General features: G+C 45.6%; 18 protein-coding genes. 2 read left to right on the forward strand and 16 right to left on the reverse strand.

Annotation, left to right across the window (positions count from 1 at the left end; translation table 11 throughout):
• Positions 1-130: 130 nt before the first annotated feature.
• The 8 genes from AB0L18_RS04925 to AB0L18_RS04960 all read right to left on the reverse strand — a co-directional run bounded on the left by AB0L18_RS04925 (position 131) and on the right by AB0L18_RS04960 (position 12741).
• The gene (locus tag AB0L18_RS04925; RefSeq protein ID WP_367391465.1) at positions 131-517 is read right to left on the reverse strand and encodes a hypothetical protein; all 387 of its coding nucleotides are present in this window, start codon (positions 515-517) and stop codon (positions 131-133) included.
• A gap of 132 nt (positions 518-649) precedes the next feature.
• Positions 650-3718: an ATP-binding protein gene (locus AB0L18_RS04930; protein ID WP_367391466.1), complete on the reverse strand. Its 3069-nt coding sequence runs from the start codon at positions 3716-3718 to the stop codon at positions 650-652.
• Positions 3719-3768: 50 nt separating this feature from the next.
• Positions 3769-4155: a rhodanese-like domain-containing protein gene (locus AB0L18_RS04935; RefSeq protein WP_367391467.1), complete on the reverse strand. Its 387-nt coding sequence runs from the start codon at positions 4153-4155 to the stop codon at positions 3769-3771.
• A 108-nt stretch (positions 4156-4263) separates the two neighbouring features.
• Positions 4264-5715, reverse strand: a complete 1452-nt coding sequence (locus AB0L18_RS04940) for a rhodanese-like domain-containing protein (RefSeq protein ID WP_367391468.1) — start codon at positions 5713-5715, stop codon at positions 4264-4266.
• A gap of 242 nt (positions 5716-5957) precedes the next feature.
• Positions 5958-6335: a rhodanese-like domain-containing protein gene (locus AB0L18_RS04945; protein WP_367391469.1), complete on the reverse strand. Its 378-nt coding sequence runs from the start codon at positions 6333-6335 to the stop codon at positions 5958-5960.
• A 162-nt stretch (positions 6336-6497) separates the two neighbouring features.
• Entirely contained in the window at positions 6498-9362 is a 2865-nt protein-coding gene (locus tag AB0L18_RS04950; protein ID WP_367391470.1) for a molybdopterin-dependent oxidoreductase, read from the reverse strand.
• Positions 9363-9669: 307 nt separating this feature from the next.
• Positions 9670-11295, reverse strand: a complete 1626-nt coding sequence (locus AB0L18_RS04955) for a 4Fe-4S dicluster domain-containing protein (protein WP_367391471.1) — start codon at positions 11293-11295, stop codon at positions 9670-9672.
• 27 nt (positions 11296-11322) lie between these two features.
• Positions 11323-12741 carry a rhodanese-like domain-containing protein gene (locus AB0L18_RS04960; RefSeq protein WP_367391472.1) on the reverse strand — a complete coding sequence of 473 codons (1419 nt, stop codon included), beginning with the start codon at positions 12739-12741 and terminating at the stop codon, positions 11323-11325.
• 263 nt (positions 12742-13004) lie between these two features.
• Here AB0L18_RS04960 and AB0L18_RS04965 point away from each other — a divergent pair, with 263 nt between their 5' ends.
• A complete protein-coding gene (locus tag AB0L18_RS04965; RefSeq protein WP_367391473.1) occupies positions 13005-14372 on the forward strand; it encodes a cytochrome ubiquinol oxidase subunit I in 1368 nt (455 codons plus the stop codon).
• 83 nt (positions 14373-14455) lie between these two features.
• Positions 14456-15490 (forward strand): cytochrome d ubiquinol oxidase subunit II, encoded by a 1035-nt coding sequence (cydB, locus tag AB0L18_RS04970; RefSeq protein WP_367391474.1) that lies wholly within the window; start codon positions 14456-14458, stop codon positions 15488-15490.
• A gap of 141 nt (positions 15491-15631) precedes the next feature.
• Here the strand turns inward: cydB and AB0L18_RS04975 are convergent, their stop codons facing one another.
• The 8 genes from AB0L18_RS04975 to AB0L18_RS05010 all read right to left on the reverse strand — a co-directional run bounded on the left by AB0L18_RS04975 (position 15632) and on the right by AB0L18_RS05010 (position 22005).
• Positions 15632-15865: a hypothetical protein gene (locus AB0L18_RS04975; protein ID WP_367391475.1), complete on the reverse strand. Its 234-nt coding sequence runs from the start codon at positions 15863-15865 to the stop codon at positions 15632-15634.
• Positions 15866-15888: 23 nt separating this feature from the next.
• Positions 15889-16437, reverse strand: coding sequence for a dihydrofolate reductase family protein (locus AB0L18_RS04980; protein WP_367391476.1), 549 nt, complete (start codon positions 16435-16437; stop codon positions 15889-15891).
• A gap of 31 nt (positions 16438-16468) precedes the next feature.
• Positions 16469-17257: a hypothetical protein gene (locus AB0L18_RS04985; RefSeq protein WP_367391477.1), complete on the reverse strand. Its 789-nt coding sequence runs from the start codon at positions 17255-17257 to the stop codon at positions 16469-16471.
• A 118-nt stretch (positions 17258-17375) separates the two neighbouring features.
• The gene (locus AB0L18_RS04990) at positions 17376-18287 is read right to left on the reverse strand and encodes a DUF2199 domain-containing protein (protein ID WP_367391478.1); all 912 of its coding nucleotides are present in this window, start codon (positions 18285-18287) and stop codon (positions 17376-17378) included.
• A 119-nt stretch (positions 18288-18406) separates the two neighbouring features.
• Positions 18407-19141, reverse strand: coding sequence for a hypothetical protein (locus tag AB0L18_RS04995; RefSeq protein ID WP_367391479.1), 735 nt, complete (start codon positions 19139-19141; stop codon positions 18407-18409).
• 126 nt (positions 19142-19267) lie between these two features.
• Complete coding sequence (locus tag AB0L18_RS05000; protein WP_367391480.1) at positions 19268-20125, reverse strand: nucleotidyl transferase AbiEii/AbiGii toxin family protein; 858 nt, start codon at positions 20123-20125, stop codon at positions 19268-19270.
• Complete coding sequence (locus AB0L18_RS05005; protein WP_367391481.1) at positions 20122-20760, reverse strand: hypothetical protein; 639 nt, start codon at positions 20758-20760, stop codon at positions 20122-20124. Before AB0L18_RS05005 ends, AB0L18_RS05000 begins: the two co-directional genes overlap by 4 nt.
• A 387-nt stretch (positions 20761-21147) precedes the next feature.
• Complete coding sequence (locus tag AB0L18_RS05010; RefSeq protein WP_367391482.1) at positions 21148-22005, reverse strand: alpha/beta fold hydrolase; 858 nt, start codon at positions 22003-22005, stop codon at positions 21148-21150.
• Between the last annotated feature and the right edge of the window lie 273 nt (positions 22006-22278).

Here is a 22278-nt window from a genome sequence, read left to right on the forward strand (position 1 = left end):
CAGCCTGTAAGCACCTGAAAGTGAGCACAATCGAAAAGAAACAGGAAAACATTTCACTCAGTGAATACAGGAAAGAAGTAATGCTGCAGTCACAGCATACTGATTGCCTAAACAGGGAAATACAAGGAAATTAACAGTCCAATTTCAAGGCATGAAAAAGGAGATAACGCTTTAGTGGTGGCGAGGATAGCAAGGCGCTATCGTAAAGCGATAAAATGGGGTTAGAGCAGATTCCTAAACCGGAAATGCAACGATTGCAATCCGTATGATCAGCAGATGAATTTTCTTCTGATTCTTTTTCTTCAACTTCTTCTGTCTGGAAAAAACAAAATTGACTCGATTTGTCCGAGTTATCTTTTAATACCCTTCCGTCTTGCTGAACAGCTGAATAATAATTCCAAAAAGAAGCAACGGGCAAGCAAGTATTTGACCACAGCAGGCTCACCGCAAAGAGTAGGCTCAAGACGACAGAAAGTCTTATCCCAGTAGCCAATTGTTGTTCTTTTACTTGCTTCACTACATTAGGTATTGCACCTTTTTTGTGTGGTCTTTGAATTACGGCGTAAATGTAGAATATTTTATATTCCCACCAAATAAAAAATTCACCAAGAGGGAGTTACTAACATCTCATTAACAAACGAATACTGATTTATTCATTTGGTATCGTGAAATAGAAGGTAGTTCCCTGCCCTGGCGTAGAATCAACGGTGATTTTACCGCCATTGCGCTCTACTATTTTCTTACAGATAGCCAGTCCGATCCCCGTGCCGGGTATTTCATCATTTCGGTGAAGGCGATTGAAAAGGCCAAAGATTTGCTCCTGAAATTCTTTTTCAATGCCCATCCCGTTGTCTTTTACGTAGAACCGCCAAAAAGCACCAATAGCTTCACAACCAACGTGAATCCGAGGAGCTTCTTCCGCCCGATAATTGATACTATTAATGATCAGGTTTTGAAACAATTGGTACGCATTGACTTTACTAAAAGTTAGCGTTGGAAAATCAGTATCAATAATAATTTCAGCTTGTTGTTCTTTCAGCAAATGCTGGTTGGCGTCTTCTATTTCTTTAATGACCGTAAGGAAATTCAGCGTGACCTTCTCCGTGTCATGTTGATCTACTTTGGTCACTCTGAGCAAGTCCTCAATCGTTCGCTCCATGCTTTTTACGCCATTGACCGCCAGCTGTATATACTCTTTTTCGTCCTCCGTAAGGCGATCGCTAGCCCGCCGATTAAGTAACTGTACAAAACTGGCTACGTTGCGTAATGGTGATTTCAAATCATGTGACGCAGCGCGTGCGAACTGTTCCAGTTCTTCATTGGAGCGAGCCAATTCAGCTACCTGCTGATCAAGGTCTATCGTTTTTTCCTTTACCAAAAGTGCCAGTACATTTCGCTGCCGAAAAGTGAGGTAGCTATAACCAATGGCACCAAGTAAACCAACGACCAGTACCCCAGACAATAACCAGAAATCGAAGCGCTGGGTAAAATGAGGCTTTACAAAAAATGATACACTCCCTATTTCTTTACTCAATTGCCCTTTGTAATCAATTGCCTGCACTTTAAAAGTGTAAGCACCAGGAGACAAGTTGTGATAATTTACTTCCCGATTGACTGTACTTAGCCAATCCTGATCGTAACCTTCCAATTGATAACGATAACGGATTTTTCCCTGGCTGCGGTAAGAGATACCTAGAAATGAAAACCGCGGATTGTTTAAATAATTGGGTAGTTTAATTTCATCTTCCAATACCACATTCATTCCACCCACTTTCAAGGACTGGATTAATATCCGTGGATATACTTCTTTTTCCTCTTCTCGCACCAACGGTAATCTAAGCAATCCTCTTTCGGTGGCCAATATCAACTCATTGTGCCAAACGACCAGGTCTGCAATGTCTTCGGTGAGTAAGCCATCATTGCGATTGTAAACATTGATCGTTACTTGTCTACGAGAGATATCAATCCCACTCGCTAAAGCTACTCCCCTATTCGTTGCCACCCAGAGGCTATCCCCGGTCAAATACAGGCTATTCACAATCGTGCTGGGCAGCTGCAATAATTCATCTACTACCCAGTAATCTCCATTCTTAAGAAAGATGAGCCCTTCGCCTTGAGTAGCAAGCACAAGGGTACCATCAGATAGCTCTTCTATATCATTAACTTGTACCTTGAAGATCTGGCTGCGGTCCTGCCAAAAAGTGGTTATGCCATCACGATACGAGATTAATCCACGGGCAGTATTATCGGACCATATCATACCATCTTTACTAACAAACGACGCGTAACCACGCCCTTCGGCAATAACTTTGGCTTTTTCACTAAAATTTTTATAATTGACATTTACATTTCCTCGCCACTTGTCCAACATGGCACTTGAAACCTGTAGACAGGTTCCTTGCGTATTTATCAATAATCCATTGTCTTTATCAATAAAAAGAGATTTGATCGCCAGCTTTGCCAAATGTTTTAAAGTATCACCCTCCAACAAGTATAAACCTGTATCCTTGCCGATCAAGAGTTCTCCGGTACTCAAACTCACCATCGACATGATCCGGTCGAAGATGTTGTTTTCGGGAGCACTGGATTCTACCAACATACTCGCGCTGTGATCCTTAGGGTCGTAGGAGTAGATTCGCCCGTTGTAAGTCCCCACATACAACCGATCATTGACCCCTAGAAGTTTATTAACCCGTTGATGCTCCTCAGGCAATACTGTCGAATAAGATGGAATCGTTTGCCGTGGATAGAAATACACACCATTTCCCAGGGTTGTCATCCACAAGCTGCCCTCTCTATCTAATAAATAGGAATTACAATAGTCAGAAGGATGTAATTGATGTTTTAATTCCCAGGAGTTACTTTTTTGCTCATAGATTCTTAGGCCATAATTTGAATGCAAAACAAAAAGCTGGTTACCTTCCATTTGCATCTTAACTCCCTTTGTTACCTCCTTATCTATAAGTTGTACTTCATTACTTTTAGGACTCCAAATTTGAAGGCCATCATTTGTAATAAAAAAATACGCCCCTCCATGATAGGCATATACGACTTCTAGTACATTGCGAAAAGCGGGAGGCAGTAGTATCGAATCTACTACTGATTCATTATAAGTGTGATAAATATAATCCCCCGAGTAAATTAGAACGGTATCCTTTATGCCTTTGGTGATCGCCTGGCGAGTATAGGTTCTGGGTTTGGCTATCGCTTTAGGCAATTGCTGTAATTGATAATCAGCATTGAGATAAAAAATATCCCGCCCAAAATTCATCCACATCCCATTCTCTGAAGAATTGACTATTTCAAAGATCGTTTTTGGGACCCGCAATTCAGGCAAGTCGATAACTTTCTTGTGTGAGCCATCAATAATGTATAAGGGGCCAAATGAACTAATCCACAACTTCCCTTTTTGATCCTCAACAATGCGGATAACATCATTATTGGGTAGGCCATCTCTTGTTGTAGTCACTTCAAAATCATAACCATCGTACCTGGCCATGCCTACATCTGTGCCTATCCAGATGAAACCATTTCTGTCTTGCTGAATATGATAAACATCAAGGGTGGGAAGGCCGTCATCGACCGTAAAATGACGAGGGTAGATAGACCAGGCCTGAGCAGAAAGGGAAACAGTCGCCAATTGCAGAAAAGCCACAAAGAGCCAACTACAGGTAAAGATTGAAAGGGGAGGTAGACTTTTGTAACCCTTGATGGACATATTACAAAAGTACATTTATTTAGACTAAAACCTCCTCCTTCCTTGATTACTTATTTTGCCCGCAACCAAGCGCCATAACCGCCTTGCAGGTTATAGAGTTTTTCAAAACCCAAGCCCGCCATTTGACTACAGGCCATACCGCTACGATTGCCACTGCGGCAGTAGACGAGGTAAGCTTTATCTTTAGGAAGCTTGTCTACTTCTTCCATAAAGTTGCCCGCCATTATATTGATGGTTTTGGCACCTTTGATTTTGCCCTCTGCAATTTCGGCAGGTTGGCGAACATCTAAAATAACAGTATTGGGCTCTTTGCTCAAACTGATGAATGTGGCAGCATCAATATTTTCATATTTGCCGCGGCTATTAAACTGTTGCATAAATTTAAGGGATAACATAACCACCAGTATGGCGATTATGGCGATAAGAAAATAACTCATAGTTCTTGTTGAAAATGTACGGCATTGCATTTTGTCGCAATGCCGTACTGGAAACCTATAAAATCACCCATTTCATATCCGTTACGAAGTAGTTGTACCGGGTATATTTTACAGTACGGCCGCAACCGCCTGATCAATCGTTTCTTGGGTCAGTGTACTCGGACAAGCATAGTTTGTCACAGGTACAGTGCTCGCCTCTATAGCACGCCAACCTTTCTGTATGTCTACCAGGTTCCGGAATCCCCGGGCTTGTAGAATGGAGGCAAAAATCATCGAACGGTAGCCTCCCAGACAGTGCAGATAGTAGGTCTTCTGACGACTTAGCCGGTCCATATTCTTGTTCAAATAATCCAGTGGAAAGTTGGTCGCTCCTTCCACGTGCTGGGCCAGGTATTCAGTAGGTTTGCGTACGTCTAATATTTCTCCCTGCAGGTCATTGGTCAGCTGATTGGCCAACTCATCGGCAGTGATACTTTCAATCGCATCTACCTCCTTGCCAGCTTTGATCCAGGCCTCCATACCTCCAGCTAGGTAACCCAAGGTATTATCGTAACCTACCCGCGCCAAGCGAGTCACCACTTCTTCTTCCCGGCCTTCCGGGGTGATCAAGATGATCGGTTGTTTAATATCGGTAATCAAAGCACCTACCCAAGGGGCAAAGCTGCCATCGATGCCAATAAAGATCGAATTGGGTACGTGCGCTTTGGCAAAATCGTCCTGATGGCGAGTATCCAACATAAGGGCTTCCTCACTTTCCGCCAGGGCTTCAAATGCTTCGGGCGTAAGGGCTACGGCACCTTTCTTCAGTACTTCGTCGAAGCTCTCGTAGCCCGCCTTATTCATCATCGCATTCTTAGCGAAATACTGCGGAGGAGGAAGCAGGCCAGAAGTAACTTCCTGGACAAACTCTTCTTTGGTCATATCCGCGCGCAAGGCGTAGTTGGTCGCTTTCTGGTCACCCAGGTAACCCCAGGTATCCGTACTCAGGTTCTTCCCACAGGCCGAGCCAGCACCGTGGCCAGGGTAGACGATCACTTTGTCATCCAGCGGCATAATTTTGGTGCGCAGGCTTTCGAAGAGCATCTCCGCCAAGTCTTCTTTGGTGATCGCCCCTTGCTTGATCGCCAAATCCGGGCGACCTACATCACCTAAAAAGAGGGTGTCTCCTGAAAAGATAGCGTAATCTTCGCCGGCTTCGTTGCGCAGCAGGTAAGTGGTGCTTTCCAGGGTATGCCCCGGAGTATGTAGCACCTTAAAAGTCAAAGCTCCTACTTTCAACTCCTCGCCATCTTGGGCACTGTAGATATCGTAAGCGGTTGTAGCCTGGGGACCGTAAACAATCTTGGCACCCGTTTTCTTCGCCAGATCCAGGTGACCAGATACGAAGTCGGCGTGAAAGTGCGTCTCAAAAATGTACTTCAACTTAACACCAGCTTCTGCCAGCTTGTCCAGGTAAGGTTGGGTTTCCCGTAAAGGGTCAATGATGACTGCTTCGCCTTCGCTCTCGATATAGTAAGCGCCTTGTGCCAAACAGCCGGTATATATTTGTTCTACTTGCATGATTCGTAATGATTAAAACTTGCTAGTTACTGATTACGAATACAAAACAACGGCCTTTTGGGGAGCTAGTCAGTGATGGGGATCACAGGGGGTGTTTTTTTTAAAAACCACATCAGGCACCTTAGGGCATTTAAGTTTTTTTTTGTTTTTTACCACGTAGGTTTTTGAACCATTTAAGGGATTATGAGGGCATCTGAGGTGTTTTCATAGGATTTGATTTCCAAAGGGCCAGTCACTTCCTCTCACTCTCCCCTCACCAAGGCCCCATCTCCACATTCATCAATCCAGGCCTGTAAGCCACCATCTAAATTATAGACCTTTTCAAAACCGCCATTTTTCATCAAAGTGCAGGCCCGTGTGCTACGGCGGCAGGTGTTGCAATACACCAGGTAGGGCTCCTCCTTTGGCAAATCCCGCAGGTGTTCCCAGAAAGAGACGCCTAAATAATCAATATTCACTGCCTGAGGTAGGCGCACCATCATGTACTCCTCCGGCTGCCGACAATCAATGACCATCATGCTGGGATGTGCCTCCAGCAATTCTATCGCCGCTTTTGCCTTCACATTCTGTAGGCGGGTTTTCAGCAAATCCCAGCGCTTTATTTTACACTCATCACTCATAGGCGTCATTAAATTTTACCACATAGTCACATAGAATGGCCAAATCTATGTGACTATGTGGTAAAAATCAAACTAATCCATTTCCTAACACATAGACATAGAGAATTTTTCAAACGCTCATCAAATCCAAAAAATAAATCTATGTGACTATGTGGTAAAACACTACTCTCCCGACTCATCCAGGTAGTATAAATCCTCCTGTGGCCGCAAAGGGCGATTGAACCACAAAGGCCGCCTCAGTCCTCCAGGGCCCGGTGCCGGACGCGTCATCTTCAACCATTCCTTGTAGTTTTCATGCGCTTTGGCCGTATCCACAAAGATGTCGCCGTAGTTGTCGTCAGCATGAGGCCGTTCGATGCGTACCCGTTGGTGCCAGCAGTGCATGCCACTGATTGGGTCAGGATGCACGGCGTGGGTGATGTTTTGGTGTACGCCGCCATCCGTCCAGAAGATCCGCTTGCTATCGGCGTCTTTACTGTCGAAGGGCTTCACGCCGGAGAGGGTCGACATCTTCCAGCCGCCTTTGCCATCGTGGTTGATGTTGACCGTATTGGTGGCCCAGCGATTGCCAGCATCTTGCCTGCGGCGCCAGCGGCCCAGGTGATGCGAACAAGCGATTACGCCCGGCTTCATGGCCTGGGTGACCCACACCTTGTCCACAAAGTAGCCAATATCGGTATTCAGTCGCACCAGATCACCCGTCTGAAAACCCCAGCGGCTGGCATCCTCGGGGTGCATCCAGATGGGGTTGCGGTTGGAGATTTCCGCCAGCCATTTGGCATTGCCCGACCGCGAGTGAATCAGGGTCGGTAAGCGGAAGGTTGGTACCAGGCAGTATTCGCCCTTCTCCTTGTCCAGCGTATCGGGATGAATATGGCTCTTGATATAGGTAGGCGTAGCGTACTCTGGCCAGCCCCAATCGACCATGGTCTGCGAGTAAAACTCGTTCTTGCGCGAAGGCGTTGGGAAACCTACCACGGCTTTGCCATCTACGTACACGCCTATCGTTTTATCGTTCTTCTTGATCAAGTCCGTTCCCTCTTCTCTTACGCTTCCTTCCAGTTGTTCTGGCGTCAGTTCCGTTATATGCTTCGAATAACTACGCTTCTCTATCTCAAAAGCCCCGTACTTACGCATGTAGTCCAGCTCGGTCAGGCCTTCCTTTTTGGCGGCTTCGGGCAGTCCTTTGGTGCGCTCAAAGATGTACTGGTAATACTCGTCAATGGTAATCTTCTCTCCTTTGCGGTAAGGCGACAGAAAGTGCTCGCGTACCCCCAGGCTGCCATCAGGGTCAATCCGCCAGCTCAGCTCAATCCAGAATTCGTCTTCCTCCCACACTTCGCCAGGGTTCACTTCGTAGGTGAACTCCACATTTTTCCCTGCTCGCCGTGCGGCTTCACGCAGTACCGGCTGCCGGAAAGCGATCCACATACCCGAGTGGGTAGCGTAGCTGTTCAGGTCGTGCCGTTCGGCCGAATGGCCCATAGGCAGCACATAATCCGCAAAGAAGGCCGTCTCATTCCAGGTTGGCGTCAGCGCGATGTGCATGTTCACCATGTTCTTGTCCATCAGCGCTTCCATCCAGCTGAAGCCGTCGGGGTAGGTCCACACGGGATTGAACACCCTGGTGAAGTACACATCCATCTTGCCCCTTCCTTCCTTCAGAAAATGCGGCAGCAAGAAGCTCATCTCAAAAAACGAGAGCGGATATTCGTTGGGAAAATGCAGCTCATTCCAGAATTTTTGCCCCGGAGGAGTTGAGAAAAACTGCGGTGAAAATTTATTCCACTTGTTGGGCGAAGTCCCTCCTTTCGTGCCCACACTACCCGTCAGCACCGTCAGAAAATGCAAGGCCCGCGATACACACCAACCTCCCAGATTGCCACTGGCCGCACTCCGCCAGTTATGGGAAGCAAATTGCGACCCAGCTTCACCAATCGCTCGCGCCACTTCTTCTACTCTGGCAGCCGGCACACCGCTTTCCTTTTCCGCAAAAGCGGGCGTATACTCGGCATATTCTTCCTGCATCTTCTCGATGTAGGTCTCAAAAACCACAGGCGATTCCGGGTGGCGAGCTTGTAGATATGCCTGCCAGTTGGTCCAGTTCTCCAGGAAGGGCCGATTGTACAAGCCCTCGTCCAGAATAATCTTGGCCATCGCCAACAGCACCGCCGCTTCCGACCCCGGATAGGTAGGCAGCCAGTAATCCGACATACTCGCTGTGTTCGACAAACGAGGATCCATCGTAGCCAGCTTGGCCCCTTTCATCTTGGCTTCAATAATACGCTGAGCGTGCGGATTAAAGTAGTGACCACTCTCCAAGTGCGCCGAAATCAGGAGGATAAACTTGGCATTGGCGTGGTCGGGCGAAGGACGGTCGTAGCCGTACCAGAGATTGTAACCAAAGCGAGCCCCCGACGAGCAGATGTTGGTATGGCTGTTGTGTCCATCTACCCCCCAGGCTTGCAGCACCCGATTGGCGTAGCCCTCGTGCCCGGGGCGCCCCACGTGGTAGGCCACCTCATTGTTGCGTTTTTCTTGCAGGGCTTTGCGTATCCGGCCCGCAATATCGTCCAGCACCTCGTCCCAGCTCACGCGTTCCCATTGGCCCTCGCCACGTTCGCCTACGCGTTTCAGGGGGTACAGGATGCGGTCGGGATCAGTAATCTGGTTAATGGTGGCTGGCCCTTTGGCACAGTTCCGCCCCCGACTACCAGGGTGGTAGGGGTTGCCCTCAAACTTGCGAATCTCGTGGCTGTCTTTGTCTACGTAGGCGGTCAGTCCACAAGCACTCTCGCAGTTAAAGCAGGTCGTCGGCACTATCGCATAGTTGCGCTTTACCCGTTTGGGGTGCTCGGTGGCTTCGTATTCCGTCCAGTCGTCCCACTGCTCCATGGGAGGAAATTGGGTGAGCTCTCCTTCCGGGGCGATACGTTCCAAATCCGGTTCCCGATTTTGTTGCAAATCAGGGATGAGGCCAAGTTTTTCGGCCATCCGCTCTATAAAACTGGGTTGCTTATTGGTCATGTTTCTTGTTTTTTTCTTGTTTTGGGCGCATCCCGCCTCAGGCGGGTCGCTCCCTTACGGGGTTCGCTTTGCTCCGCCCCACCCGCTACCGCGGGTGTGGCCCAGCCCTCCAGGCAGCTTGCGCGTTTTGGCAAGCTCCATCCTCCGGCTCCTTCCTCGCGAGGAAGGAGTGACGTATAGAGGAGGTTCGAAAACCAGCAAGCACGGTCTATCATTTGCGCCACTACTTGCTTCTCTATTCGTAGTACACGTAACTTGGGGATCTCTAAGTCCCTATACCCTGTACCTCGTACCCAGTACCCAAAATCTAACTCAACGAAATCCGCTGGGGTGCTTCCACCCAGATTTTTTCGGTAAAGTAAATCCCTACCAATACCATTACCCCAGAAAGGGCAATCATCAGTTGGCTGCCTCCCATGAGCAGTAGCACCAGCGGGATGATGTTCCCCAACAGCACTGCGCCCAGGTAAAAGGTCATTGCATAGCGGCCTCTGGTAATCATTTTTACGACTTCGTGGGCAGCTACCGTAGGGTGCGTCATGGTCAATTCTACTAACATTGTCAGTAGGTTTACCCCAATTCCTACGGCCATTACCGTGGCCAAAAAGTCGGTCCAGCCCAGGCTGTCATTCGTGAGTAAAGCCACCAGTGCCAAAGCAGCAGCACCCGCCATAAAACTGTGTACCAGCATGTGGATAGCCAGCGTAGGGCTTTGCCAGAAATCGCGGCCCTTGGCCTGCCCAAACAGGAAGGCCGTGTACACCGCTACCACCACAGCCACCGCAGCAGTCACCCAGGTTGCTATCTCATTCAGGCTTTCCCAGCCAAAAAACAGTCCGGCTAGCAGCAGCGTCAACAAACCGCCGTAGATGGTAATGGTGTAGCCGCCTTTCACCAACCAAGACCCCCAATGTGGCCGCAGCAATACGTACAAGAAGCGCTTGGGCTGATCAAGGTCCATCACCAGCAACAAACCAGTCAAAGACAAGAACACCAAGCCCAGGCCATAGGCCCACCACTGGGTAGCAGCTGTTGGAACGGCATCACGGAAGAAGGTGGCTAAAAAGAGGACCAACAGTACCCCTGCCGAAATGGCTTTGGTCCACACATACCCTGATACTTCCCAACCCCAAAGAATGCCTTTGTTGGGGGTATCGTATACCCGGCGGGCTTCTTTGCCCATCAATACATCAATGGATTTCTTGGGGCCATTTTTGGCCACTTCACCGGCGTTGGTGTACTGATTGTTGGCTTCCAGTACCGCCGCTATCACATCGCCATTGCTGAAGGCCAGTTTTTCGGCTTCTTTCGCAAAATGCCCTACCCCTTTCGTTTGAGAATTCCAAAGGTACTCCCCCGTATTGGCGGTGGCCGAAGGATTGAGTGAGGCTTCATCTGCATCAATGTAAAAGAGATTAGGCTGGGTACCTTTCTCTGGCTTGCGCACCTTCACCGCCTGACGGGCCAACAACTGGGCAATCTCCGAACCCGCGTCTTCCATATCACCAGAGATGATTGCGTGCTCGGGGCACACATTTACACAGGCAGGCTCCAAGCCTACATCTATGCGGTGGGCGCAGTAGTTGCACTTGGCGGCCGTACTTGTTTCCGGATCAATGTAGAGGGCATCATACGGACAAGCTTGCATGCAGGATTTACAGCCGATGCAGCGATCCTTGTCAAAATCTACAATACCGTCTTCCCGCACGAAGAGGGCCTCCGTGGGGCAAATTTCCACACAGGGAGCATCCGTACAGTGGTTGCAGCGCATCACCGAGAACAGGCGCCGGGAATCCGGGAATTCTCCCTTCTCGACTTGCTTTACCCAGGTACGATTGACGCCCACGGGCACATTGTGCTCCGATTTGCAGGCTGTTGTACAGGCATGACAACCAATACACTTCCGATTGTCTATGACAAAACCGTATTTCATAAATGTTTTTTTATTCTGTACTGGTATTTACCCGTTCACTTGGGTAGTTGGACAAACAAAATCAGTCACCTTCATTCCCGCTTCGCCGAAAGCTTCGAATTTGTCCTGTACATTGATGAGTTTTTTGAAGCCGCGCGCCCGCAGAATAGAGGCGGCTATGGTGGATCGATAGCCGCTGCGGCAGTGTAAGTAATAGGTTTGGGCGGGATTGATCTCTCCCATGTGGTTGTTCAGAAAATCCAGGGGAAAATGCTGCGCGCCTTCCAGATGCTCCCCCGACCATTCGCCGGGTTTGCGTACATCAAGGATGTGGATTTCTCCCGCTTGCTGTTGCTGGGCAAATTCCGCTCCGTTGATGCTTTCAATTTGGTCTACTTCGTTTCCAGCTTTTATCCAGGCAGCCATTCCACCTTCGAGATAGCCCAGGGTATTGTCATAACCTACCCGCGCCAGGCGCTTTACGGCTTCGGCTTCCTGCCCTGCTGGCGCTACCAGTAGAATCGGCTGCTGCAAATCGGCAATCAAGGCACCTACCCAAGGGGCAAAGCTGCCATCCAAGCCAATAAAAATTGAATTGGGGATAAAGCCCTGCACAAAATCTTCGCGGTTGCGGACATCCAGAATCAGAGCATCGGTGCTCTCCGCTACGGCTTCAAATTCTCGCGGACGCAAAGGATTGGCTCCTTTTTCCATCACCTCATCGATGCTTTCGTAACCTGTTTTGTTGAGTTTCGCATTTTTGGCAAAATACTGTGGCGGTGGCAACAGACCATCCGTTACTTCTTTGATAAACTCTTCCTTGGTCATATCTGCCCGCAGGGCGTAATTCGTAGCTTTTTGCTCGCCCAGCGTACTCCAGGTTTCTGAGCTCATGTTTTTACCACAAGCCGAACCTGCACCGTGCGCCGGATAGACAATGGTCTCATCAGGTAAGGGCATGATCTTGTTTCGCAGGCTATCGTACAGCCAGCCGGCTAGGTCTTCTTTGGTAAGACTCCCTTTCTTTTGTGCCAAATCGGGGCGGCCCACATCACCTATAAAAAGGGTATCGCCAGTGAAGATGGCATGTTCTTTTCCATTAGCGTCCAGCAAGAGGTAAGTCGTGCTTTCGGGCGTATGCCCGGGGGTATGTAAAACCCGGAAGGTGAGTGCTCCTAACTTGAATTCTTCGCCGTCGGAGGCAAGGTGTTTGTCATAAGCGGTATCGGCAGTTGGCCCGTATACAATTACTGCTCCTGTTTTCTTGGCTAGATCCAGATGTCCCGAGACAAAGTCGGCATGAAAGTGGGTTTCAAAAATGTATTTGATCTTAGCACCACTCTTTGTGGCCCGTTCCAGATAGGGCTGCGTTTCCCGCAAAGGGTCAATAATAGCAGCCTCCCCTTCACTTTCTATGTAATATGCCCCCTGGGCCAAACAACCCGTATAAATTTGCTCAATAATCATCTTTTCTCTATTTTCTTTTGACAGAATTGCTTGTTACCGGATAAAAGTATGAAAATGTGTTCATATATTAAAGCATTCAGGTGTTGCTTTTTTTCTTATCGTGATCCAAGTCACTTTTCAGGTCAAGTTTTTAGCGGTATTTTACACCTAATTAAGAACGACTCTAAACAAGGAGGGCGACCTTAATAGAAGGCAGTAAAAGTATCGTTCTGTTTGTTGTTTTATAAACTAACCGTCTCCTTAATCAGTCAAAAAAAGCTCCGATGGATGTTGAAATTCTTTCCCGAATACAATTTGCCTTCACGATTGCTTTCCACTACATCTACCCACCGCTGAGTATTGGCCTGGGTTTGATTATGGTAATCATGGAGGGGCAATATCTCCGCACTGGTGATAAAGTTTACGAGACGATGGCTCGTTTTTGGACGAAGATTTTCGCCCTCACTTTTGGTATTGGAGTTGCCACGGGCATCGTGATGGAGTTTGAGTTTGGCACCAACTGGGCCACCTACTCCCGCTACGTTGGTGATGTTTTTGGGAGTGCGCTGGCGGCTGAGGGTATTTTTGCTTTTGCGCTGGAAAGCGGCTTCCTGGGGGTACTGCTTTTTGGCTGGAATCGGGTGAGCTCCAAGGTTCACTTCATTGCTACCTTGGGGGTTTGGCTGGGTTCCATGTTTTCGGCGGTGTGGATTGTGGTGGCCAATAGTTGGCAACAAACCCCGGCGGGCTACCATATCGTAGGCGAAGGCATGGAAGCGCGGGCCGAGATCACCGATTTTTGGGCCATGGTCTTCAACCCGTCCAGCATGGATCGCCTTTCGCACGTTTGGATTGGGGCATTTCTGGCGGGCGCTTTCCTTGTTTTGAGTGTCCACGCTTATTATTTACTGAAAGGCCGCCATGTAGAATTGTCTAAAAAAGCTTTCAAGATTGCACTTGGTGTTGCCACCATCTTTTCCCTGGCACAGCTATTTACGGGGCACCGTTCTGCAGATGGAGTGGCCGTTAACCAACCCGCCAAGCTGGCCGCCCTAGAGGGGCACTTTGATACCCTAGCACCTGCCGACATGTACCTCTTTGGCTGGGTGGATAAAGAAAACCAACAGGTAACGGGCCTCAAGATTCCTGGTGGGCTCAGCTTCCTTACTCACTTCGACTTCGAAGCGCCCGTCACGGGGCTCAATGCCTTTGCAGAAGAAGATCGCCCCGGAGCGCTCAATGCTATTTTCCAGTTTTATCACCTGATGATCGCCATTGGTATGGCCTTGATTGGCCTCACGCTGTATGCCTCCTGGCAATGGTGGCGCGGCAAGCTTTTCGAGCATCGCTGGCTGCTCACCATCTTTGCCTGGGCGGTATTGCTACCCCAGGTGGCCAACCAGGTGGGCTGGTTTGCTGCCGAGATGGGGCGGCAACCCTGGGTGGTATACGGTCACTTGCGCACCTCGGATGCTCTGTCCAAAGTAGTGACGGCCAACCAGGTGCTCTTTTCCCTCATCATGTTTAGCATCGTCTATTTACTGCTTTTCGCCCTGTTCATTTATCTCCTCAACAAGAAGATCAAGCACGGCCCCGATGACCAGGACCTCATAGACCAGCGGCCAAGACAAAAGGCTATGATTCCGGAATAGGCAGAGACGCGATGCATCAAAAGGCGCAGTGGAGACGCGATGCATCGCGTCTATACAAAAACAACAAAAAATAATTTTATACCATGGCAACATTTATAGGCTTTGATTATCCCACTCTATGGTTTTTGGTCGTAGGAGCAGTCTTTTCCGGCTATGCTATTCTTGATGGTTTTGATCTGGGTGCCGGTGCCTGGCATTTGTTTTTCCGTAAGGAACAAAGTCGTCGAATTGCCCTCAATGCTATTGGCCCGGTTTGGGATGGCAATGAAGTGTGGCTGGTAATTGGTGGTGGAGCCCTTTTCGCGGGTTTTCCGCACGTGTATGCTACCCTCTTTTCGGCCATGTACATTCCGTTTATGCTTTTCCTCCTGTTTCTGATCCTCCGGGCCATAAGTATTGAATTCAGGAGCAAGGAGCCCATGCTGTGGTGGCGCAAAACCTGGGATATTATCTACAGTGTCGCCAGTATTACGCTGGCCGTAGCGCTGGGAGTGGTGCTGGGCAATGTACTCCAAGGGATGCCCATTGGGGCCGATAAGGAATACACGGGCAGCTCCCTGGCCTTTCTCAACCCTTATGCTATTTTGGTGGGACTCACTACACTGGCCCTCTTCATGATGCACGGTGCCATCTACCTCCTCATGAAAACGGAGGGTAGGCTGTACGCCAAGCTGACCATTCTGCTCAAGCGGGGCATCATTGCTTTTATTGTTTTGTTTAGCATTACCAGCCTGTATACCTTGATCTACATCCCGCATTTATCTGATGATTTCCGGAGCAACCCGGCGCTATTTGTTGTGCCGCTGTTGGCCTTCCTCAGCATTGCTAATATCCCCAGGTTAGCGAGCAAGTACAAATTTCGGCAAGCTTTCTTTTTTTCGGCACTAAGCATCGCCTTCTTGCTCATTCTGGTTGCTATAGAAGTATTTCCTACCATCCTTTTATCGACCACCGACCCCGCTTATAGCCTGGATATCTACAATGCGGCTTCTTCGGAAAAATCACTGGGCATTATGCTGCTTTTTGCGGCTATCGGGATACCGCTGGTGAGTGGGTACACTTTCTTCGTTTACAAAACTTTCGCGGGGAAGGTGGAGCTGGATGAGACGAGTTATTGATTATGGAGAGGTTTAGCAAGTTGAAAGCGGCAGGTTCTAAGTGCTTGGTTTTTACATTTTCACGCCGGGCGGTCAGTGTTCGTTCCTCACGGTAGTGCCGACTGCGTAGGCGGTAGCCGCCCCGAGGCTTCGGGATGAGCTTTAGTGATCACCACCTTCGGATGCTTCAAGTAATTTTTTCTCCTTAAATATCGAATCCAGTTTAAATTCTATTTCTTCCCTGACTTTATTGAATATCTCTTCATTTATTTCTTTCTCGGAATGAACACTCAATTTTATCCCACTCAGGGCGAAGTATCCTCCTGTCAACAACAAGAGGACGGTGAGCATCAGTAGCATTTTATTGCGCTTTTTGTTATTGGCTTCTAATCTCATTTGTAAAAGATAATCGATTTTTCCTAATTCTTCTTTCTTACTCTCCTGAAACAATTTTGGACCACCTTCCCCAAATAAATCGTTGACGCCGTGCACTCAAAATCCAATGCCTGAGGAAGATCCCCAAACAAGGGAGCACCGCCCCCCAAGAGTACGGGGATAGTAGTAATGATCATTTCATCAATTAGATCTTCTTGCAGGAAGCTTTGGATCGTCGCTCCTCCATCAATATACAGGTTATGAAAACCCTCCTTGTGAATGTGTGCTAAAATTTCGGTGAGCGTACCTTTCACCAGGAATACCTTGTCTTTATATTCCGCGGGAATTTCCGTCAGGGTGCGGCTCAGGACAAATACCGGCTTTTTGTAAGGCCAATCAATGGGAAAGCTGCACACCGTTTCGAAGGTAGTTCGCCCCATCACCAGGGCGTCAATTTGGGCCATAAATGCGCCGTAACCCATGTCGATCTGGTCGGGATTAGGGATGGCTTGCAGCCAGTCGATGCCGCCATTTTTATCGGCGATGTAGCCGTCGAGGCTGGTGGCGATGAAGACTTTGTTTTTGTTGGTCATGCCTATTGGTTGTGTAGGTTGGTAGCTATATTTATTCTACTAAAGCTTTTTTCACTAAAGAATCTAAAGTATTACTAAATCCGCCTATTTGTGCCGCATATTTTCGATAGTCGATTATTTCATCCGAATACTTATCCAGGCTTTCAATAATAATATACTCTCCATCTAACATTCTTCCATATTTGAATTCATAATCATCTTTCAATTCTTTATAGCGAGGTAACGAAGCAACAAGATCATGATACCTGCTCTTTGAAATTTCTCCCGAGGTATCTTTAACCATGATAAATCTGCCTTTAACCCGTTCTCCATTAATGTCTAGTTCATACTCTCCATCGTCTTCCCCCGTCACGGGGTTTTGATAAGAAAGAAGGCAAACTTTATAGAATAATTTTACTCGACCATCTGTCTCTACTATTGTTAAAACACTTTTAAACGGGATAAAGGAAGTTTCGACAAGTATCCTCAAAAGTCTGCAATTTTCATTTTCATTCGCTATTTGTTTTACTGGCTTTAAGCCCAATGAATCATAAACAAGCTTTTCACCGGTTTCTAAGTACGCTTTTTGAAATAATTTTTGTTCTAATTCTTCAACAGCTAAGCTATCTCCAAGTATTAAATGCCTTAAGATTTTGTATTCCGCATCCCAATAGTATTCATTCCCAAAATCTTCTTTTTTCTCCACATATTCTTTTATCGTTTGAAACTGTTTGCTCTGCTCAAAGTCGTCCTCTATTTTATTTCCGTCATCGTGCTTACTCTCCGAGCAAGAGAAATTGAAAACGACCAAAAGGGAAACAATCATTACTAATCTAGTCATTTAATTTAGATTGAATTATGGTTAGCTTTAATACCCCCCTATTCCCAAAAAGCACTCAGCCCTCTCAACCCCGTGTACTCTACCTTTTCGCATTGGCTGACGTTTTACATCTGCCTTTTCATACCTCAAAACTATCAATTTCGATTTGGCTTTCCTCCATTAAGTAGACCTTCTTAAGCAATTCAACTGCTATCTGTTGTAATTTTTCTTCCTCCTCATGAAGATCAATTTGATAGGTTGGCACTCCGTCAATCTCATGGAAAAGCCAATCGCTCCCCTCTGCTATTTCTTTGAATCGCTCAAGTAATTCCATACTTGCTTCATCATCATAATTGAATACTACGTGCAAACCATATCCTTGTTTACTATTGTTTTGTCCCTCTAAAAATTCTCTGGGTATAAGCTGAAAAAGAACTCTTTTTGAGGTGCTAATATTCACAATAAAATGACCTGGTTGATATTTAGCGTTACATAAAGCCAATTCTTCTTTAAGCCTTCGATAAAAAGGAACATCAAAGGATACCGGAGGCTCATAAATCTCACGATGGTGAATCCGGCTCATAATTTCTGTAACTCTATCATCATCAATCAGTTGATTCTGGTCAGCTCTTACTTCACTCTCCTCGATCACTTTTATTACCCGAAAATCTTTTGAAGCTATATTCAAGGTTTCTACCCTTAATCCTACTGATTTATCATAAAATATTAACTCACTTTCTAATCGTCCTTTGATACTTACTTCTTCCTCTTTTTCAACCAGGGGGATTTTTGCCATAAACTCGCTTACAGGAAATGAAACCCATACTTGCCAATTAAATATCGCTCTTGAAGTATCGTTTTTATGAAAGATTTGGATATAACCATCAAGTATTACATACGCTCCATCCAGCAAGTAACCACCATCATTTTCTACTACTCTTACCTTCCATTCTTGTTCTGAAAGTTCGCTTAATATACTTGGTATTGGGCTTTTCATCCCGTGAAAAACGGGGTGTTTTTTCCCACATACTTTGCAGTTGTATCTTTCCATGAAATTTTATCTAATTATGTATTTCGGTCAATGCATACCTTTCTTTTCGGTCCTACTTTACCACTGGCGTCAAATAGCGCGGCACTGTCACATCAGCAAAGTCGACTTCTGCATGCTATTTACTCCCTAAGAACAATCCTGGTAGTTGTCGAAATAAGACGAATTTCATTCGTCCAAAAACTGCTTTCAATAGCATACTTTCCGTTATACAAATCACCATAGGGGTTTGCATCATATACAACAAGCTCTTTTCCTGCTTCATCCATGACCCACTTTGCGCTTACGCGCTCACTGTTGAATCCAGGGAACGTTACGTCGTTCGGCACCCACCTGAATGATATTTGTTCTGTATTATCAAGTACTACTAAATCATAGTCGTATTCGGTAGCAGGTATCATTTCCGTCCCCTCAAAGTGAATGCTTTTTACCTGAAAGCGGTTAATCGCCTCATTCGCTTTTAGAAAATTATGGTCGTGTTGCAAAAACAACCACAAAAACAGCAGAACGCCTGTAAACGCGAGAAGTCCTAATAACTTGCCATAAAGAGGCACACTCCGAATTACCGGGATGACAAAAAGATACTTATCTACCTTGTTAACAAAAGAAAATCGCTGCTTTGCGGGGTCTTCTTTCTCTTTTAGCTTGTTCTCAACCAATAGCCTATCTGCATCATGATAAACCGATCTCGGCACGTTTATAATTGCTCCTGAAGTTACGAATGGATCGTAATCTTTCTCCCTCTCCAGTCGATATTCATACAGTGCTTCGTACTTAATATTTTCTCTTTCCATCATAGCGCACGCCTTCTCAAAATCTGCTTTGATACGCGTCTCGAATAGCTTGATGTAGGGCATGAGTACAATTCTAAGTCAGAAAATTAATTTCTTCTTGCAGGTGCTTTTCAAAAGGAATAACCTCTATCATACTAATGATTATTCCACCCATTTTACAAAAGTACAAAACAATGAACCCAACGGATATCAACTATTCTCAAATTTAATTCCCCCTATTAAATCTTTGAAATACTCAGGGCTCCAAATATCTAAAGCATCATCATTTGGGATAAACCTAACAACATCCTCTTTAATACTGCTAAAAGAAACTGATTCGATTTTGGCATCTAACAACTCAATAATCTGTTCATTAGAAATACTATTGCCTTGCCAGTCGCTGGTATCTTTTGCTCTCGTTAAGAAATGATTTACATCCAAAGGAATCCCTTTTTTAATATACCATTCTAAGTCATACCAATCCCTTCCTTTGACTCTATTTGACCACTTTCTAAATAGCAGGGCGTGCATTTTACCTGCAAATAGACTTGGTTTCGTAAAACATTTCACGTAAAAAGAAAATGGACGGAGCAATAACTTTTCTTCGGTTTTGAAACTTAACGGAGGCTGTCGATCAACTTCTATTTTTATCTTCAAAGTCTTGTTAGAACGTACCCCCGTTTCTTTGATGATGTCTTCGAGTACAATTTCTTGCCATATTGTTTCAGCTTTCAGAAAAGTAGAATCAATAGCTGTTTGTTTTGTTTTTTTCTTTTCCTTAATACTAACCGTCAGTCCCAATGACTTAAATTCATCTAGAATGGCTTTGAAATAGGGCTCAATTGAAAAATTCAGATCAGGTTTAATTAACGAAAAGTCCAAATCTTCTGAATATCTATCCAACCCATAAAAAATCCGGAGAGCGGTTCCTCCATAAAAAGCTACTTTCTCAAAAAAATCAGTTCTTGATAAGCCTGCTAAAGTAATTTCTTGCATTATTTCTCGTAATGCAGCTAATATTTCTTCTTCATTTTGAGGATTATATTCCTCTATCCACTCTTTTATCATAACTCTATCAGCGTTTTAACAAGCATTTTCAGACTACTTTTTTTAGGGGCATTTTCAATCCACAATTCCATAATTTCCGTATCTAATGTGCTTAATACTTCACTATCGATACGAAGATCTTCCATTAAAAATTCTTGCGTTTGTTTGATGCTCCTAAGATAAATTTTGGGGGTTAGCACAATTTTGTCACACAAAGCTTTTTCAGGTGAGGCAATTAACATTGTTTGCTTAGGGGAATATGCTATGTTTTTTATTCCATAAGAATAATAAGGAATCTTTAATTGCTGGTAACTAAATCGTCCAACAGGAGTTTTATATAATTTTGAAGTCTTTATGGTTACCGAACTTATTTCATAAGTTCTTTCTGGTATCATGCCCCAATAAGACAATGCGGACTCTAATGACACATAACTCGGTCCTCTAAGGTGATTCGCTATTAGAAAAGGTGCTGGTGTTAGTAAGTCCATTTCAGGTCCCGTTACATATAGCCCTCTTCTAATAGCAATAAGGGCTTTGCTTTTAATTAGCTCACTAATTTTATCATTTGGACGCTGATAATCACTTAGTAAGTCTAAGATCAAATGTCTAGATATAGGAGTTTCTGCATATTCCTTTATTACCTTTCTAAAATCCATACTGCAATTATTGAATCCGATAATCGGAGAATTTCCGATTAACTAATTCAAATATAGCAATTTTGTGTCAAAAATCAATCACATAATCGGAAATTATCCGATTATGTGATTGATTTTTGACAATTACCTCCTAGATGAGTCAGGAACCCTTTTTGTTGCAACCGTATTCGGGAAAGAAATGGGTTCCTTAAATTCATTTCCAATCTCCGTAATCAGAGAATTCACTTCTTCTTGCAGGTGCTTTTCAAAAGGAATAATTTCTATCATATTGACCCTTACTTACCCTCAAAGTTCTCTAGCGAAAGGCTTCGTTTAATATCATCAAATTTCAACCTATTACAACTCAAAGCTTAACGCCCGCATTCAAACCCTGAAAGGGTGATATTGTTACTCTCCCATAATCATCGCCTCAATCCTGCTATTATCCGCCCTATTCTGTACATGCTTGGACTCCTCTAGCAGCACCGTCTCCTTCAGCGACGAAAACAACTTCCCGGCACGCCGAAGCATTTTCTCTCCAGGAAACATGATGTCCTTTTTGGCAGCGATCAAAGTAATGGGCGTTTTTATATCCTTCGCTTCGGCCTTACTGATGACCGGTACTGGCGTAAAATCCATATCGAAATGGAGGAAAACTTTAGACAGGTACTTTATCGCAAATTCATCTCTATCCGTAAATACCTCCGATAGAAATTGCTCTACAAACTTTATCTTCTGGGTCTTCATATACCGCTTCATCGGAATGAAGATTTTAAACAAAGCCTTCAAAGGATTGCCATTTACGATGTAGGCAGGCGCGGCTAAGTACACTTCCTTGATTTTTTCTTCCTTGTTGATCAGGGTTTTCAAAATCACTAAACCACCAAAAGAAAAACCCACCAGCGTCACCTTATCTAATTCCAGTGATGCTATGATCTCATTCATCCACTTTCCGTAAGAATCATCTTTCATGCTTAGCCTTGTCTCCGCACTTTTGTTGGGCTGAGCAAGAACGTCTACCGCGAATACCTGAAATTTTGTCGCTAACTGGGGATAAGTTTCCAAACTAATCGGAGCACAACCGTTGGAGCCATGCACAATCATCAAAGGCGGGTTCAAAGGCGAACCAGTAACGATAATATTCGTCTTCCCGAAACTGGAATCAACCGTTTGATACTGATAATCAATATTCAATTCCCTGAGCTTCTCATCATAAAGTCGAAGGATTTCCTCTTTCCCTTGGGTTGTCTTAAAAAGTGACGGCATATTCTTTCTTTTTCTGCTCAACTTTTGATGATAAAATTAAGCATTATCTGCTAAGAGCATGTTTGGAGTGGATTACTTTTGAAAATCAATGATTTAGCGTTCTGGCTAAACTCAAAATCACGCGCTTGGCGGGTCAAGTAAGTGATTTGAGTGACGCCAGGTTGCTAAATGCTTGATTTTCGGTGTAAGCAAGCTCCAAACATGCTCTAAACTGCACTTTCGGCATTAGTCAGTTAGGGCAAATGCATCAAAAAGAGAAAAGCCTTAAAAACA

The organism is Lewinella sp. LCG006 (assembly GCF_040784935.1).
In the GTDB taxonomy this organism is placed as follows: domain Bacteria; phylum Bacteroidota; class Bacteroidia; order Chitinophagales; family Saprospiraceae; genus Lewinella.

Coding starts and splice junctions, on each gene's coding strand:
- AB0L18_RS04930 (WP_367391466.1), bottom strand. CDS start 3,718: ATGTCCATCAAGGGTTACAAAAGTCTACCTCCCCTTTCAATCTTTACC.
- AB0L18_RS04935 (WP_367391467.1), bottom strand. CDS start 4,155: ATGAGTTATTTTCTTATCGCCATAATCGCCATACTGGTGGTTATGTTA.
- AB0L18_RS04940 (WP_367391468.1), bottom strand. CDS start 5,715: ATGCAAGTAGAACAAATATATACCGGCTGTTTGGCACAAGGCGCTTAC.
- AB0L18_RS04945 (WP_367391469.1), bottom strand. CDS start 6,335: ATGAGTGATGAGTGTAAAATAAAGCGCTGGGATTTGCTGAAAACCCGC.
- AB0L18_RS04950 (WP_367391470.1), bottom strand. CDS start 9,362: ATGACCAATAAGCAACCCAGTTTTATAGAGCGGATGGCCGAAAAACTT.
- AB0L18_RS04955 (WP_367391471.1), bottom strand. CDS start 11,295: ATGAAATACGGTTTTGTCATAGACAATCGGAAGTGTATTGGTTGTCAT.
- AB0L18_RS04960 (WP_367391472.1), bottom strand. CDS start 12,741: ATGATTATTGAGCAAATTTATACGGGTTGTTTGGCCCAGGGGGCATAT.
- AB0L18_RS04965 (WP_367391473.1), top strand. CDS start 13,005: ATGGATGTTGAAATTCTTTCCCGAATACAATTTGCCTTCACGATTGCT.
- cydB (WP_367391474.1), top strand. CDS start 14,456: ATGGCAACATTTATAGGCTTTGATTATCCCACTCTATGGTTTTTGGTC.
- AB0L18_RS04975 (WP_367391475.1), bottom strand. CDS start 15,865: ATGAGATTAGAAGCCAATAACAAAAAGCGCAATAAAATGCTACTGATG.
- AB0L18_RS04980 (WP_367391476.1), bottom strand. CDS start 16,437: ATGACCAACAAAAACAAAGTCTTCATCGCCACCAGCCTCGACGGCTAC.
- AB0L18_RS04985 (WP_367391477.1), bottom strand. CDS start 17,257: ATGACTAGATTAGTAATGATTGTTTCCCTTTTGGTCGTTTTCAATTTC.
- AB0L18_RS04990 (WP_367391478.1), bottom strand. CDS start 18,287: ATGGAAAGATACAACTGCAAAGTATGTGGGAAAAAACACCCCGTTTTT.
- AB0L18_RS04995 (WP_367391479.1), bottom strand. CDS start 19,141: ATGCCCTACATCAAGCTATTCGAGACGCGTATCAAAGCAGATTTTGAG.
- AB0L18_RS05000 (WP_367391480.1), bottom strand. CDS start 20,125: ATGATAAAAGAGTGGATAGAGGAATATAATCCTCAAAATGAAGAAGAA.
- AB0L18_RS05005 (WP_367391481.1), bottom strand. CDS start 20,760: ATGGATTTTAGAAAGGTAATAAAGGAATATGCAGAAACTCCTATATCT.
- AB0L18_RS05010 (WP_367391482.1), bottom strand. CDS start 22,005: ATGCCGTCACTTTTTAAGACAACCCAAGGGAAAGAGGAAATCCTTCGA.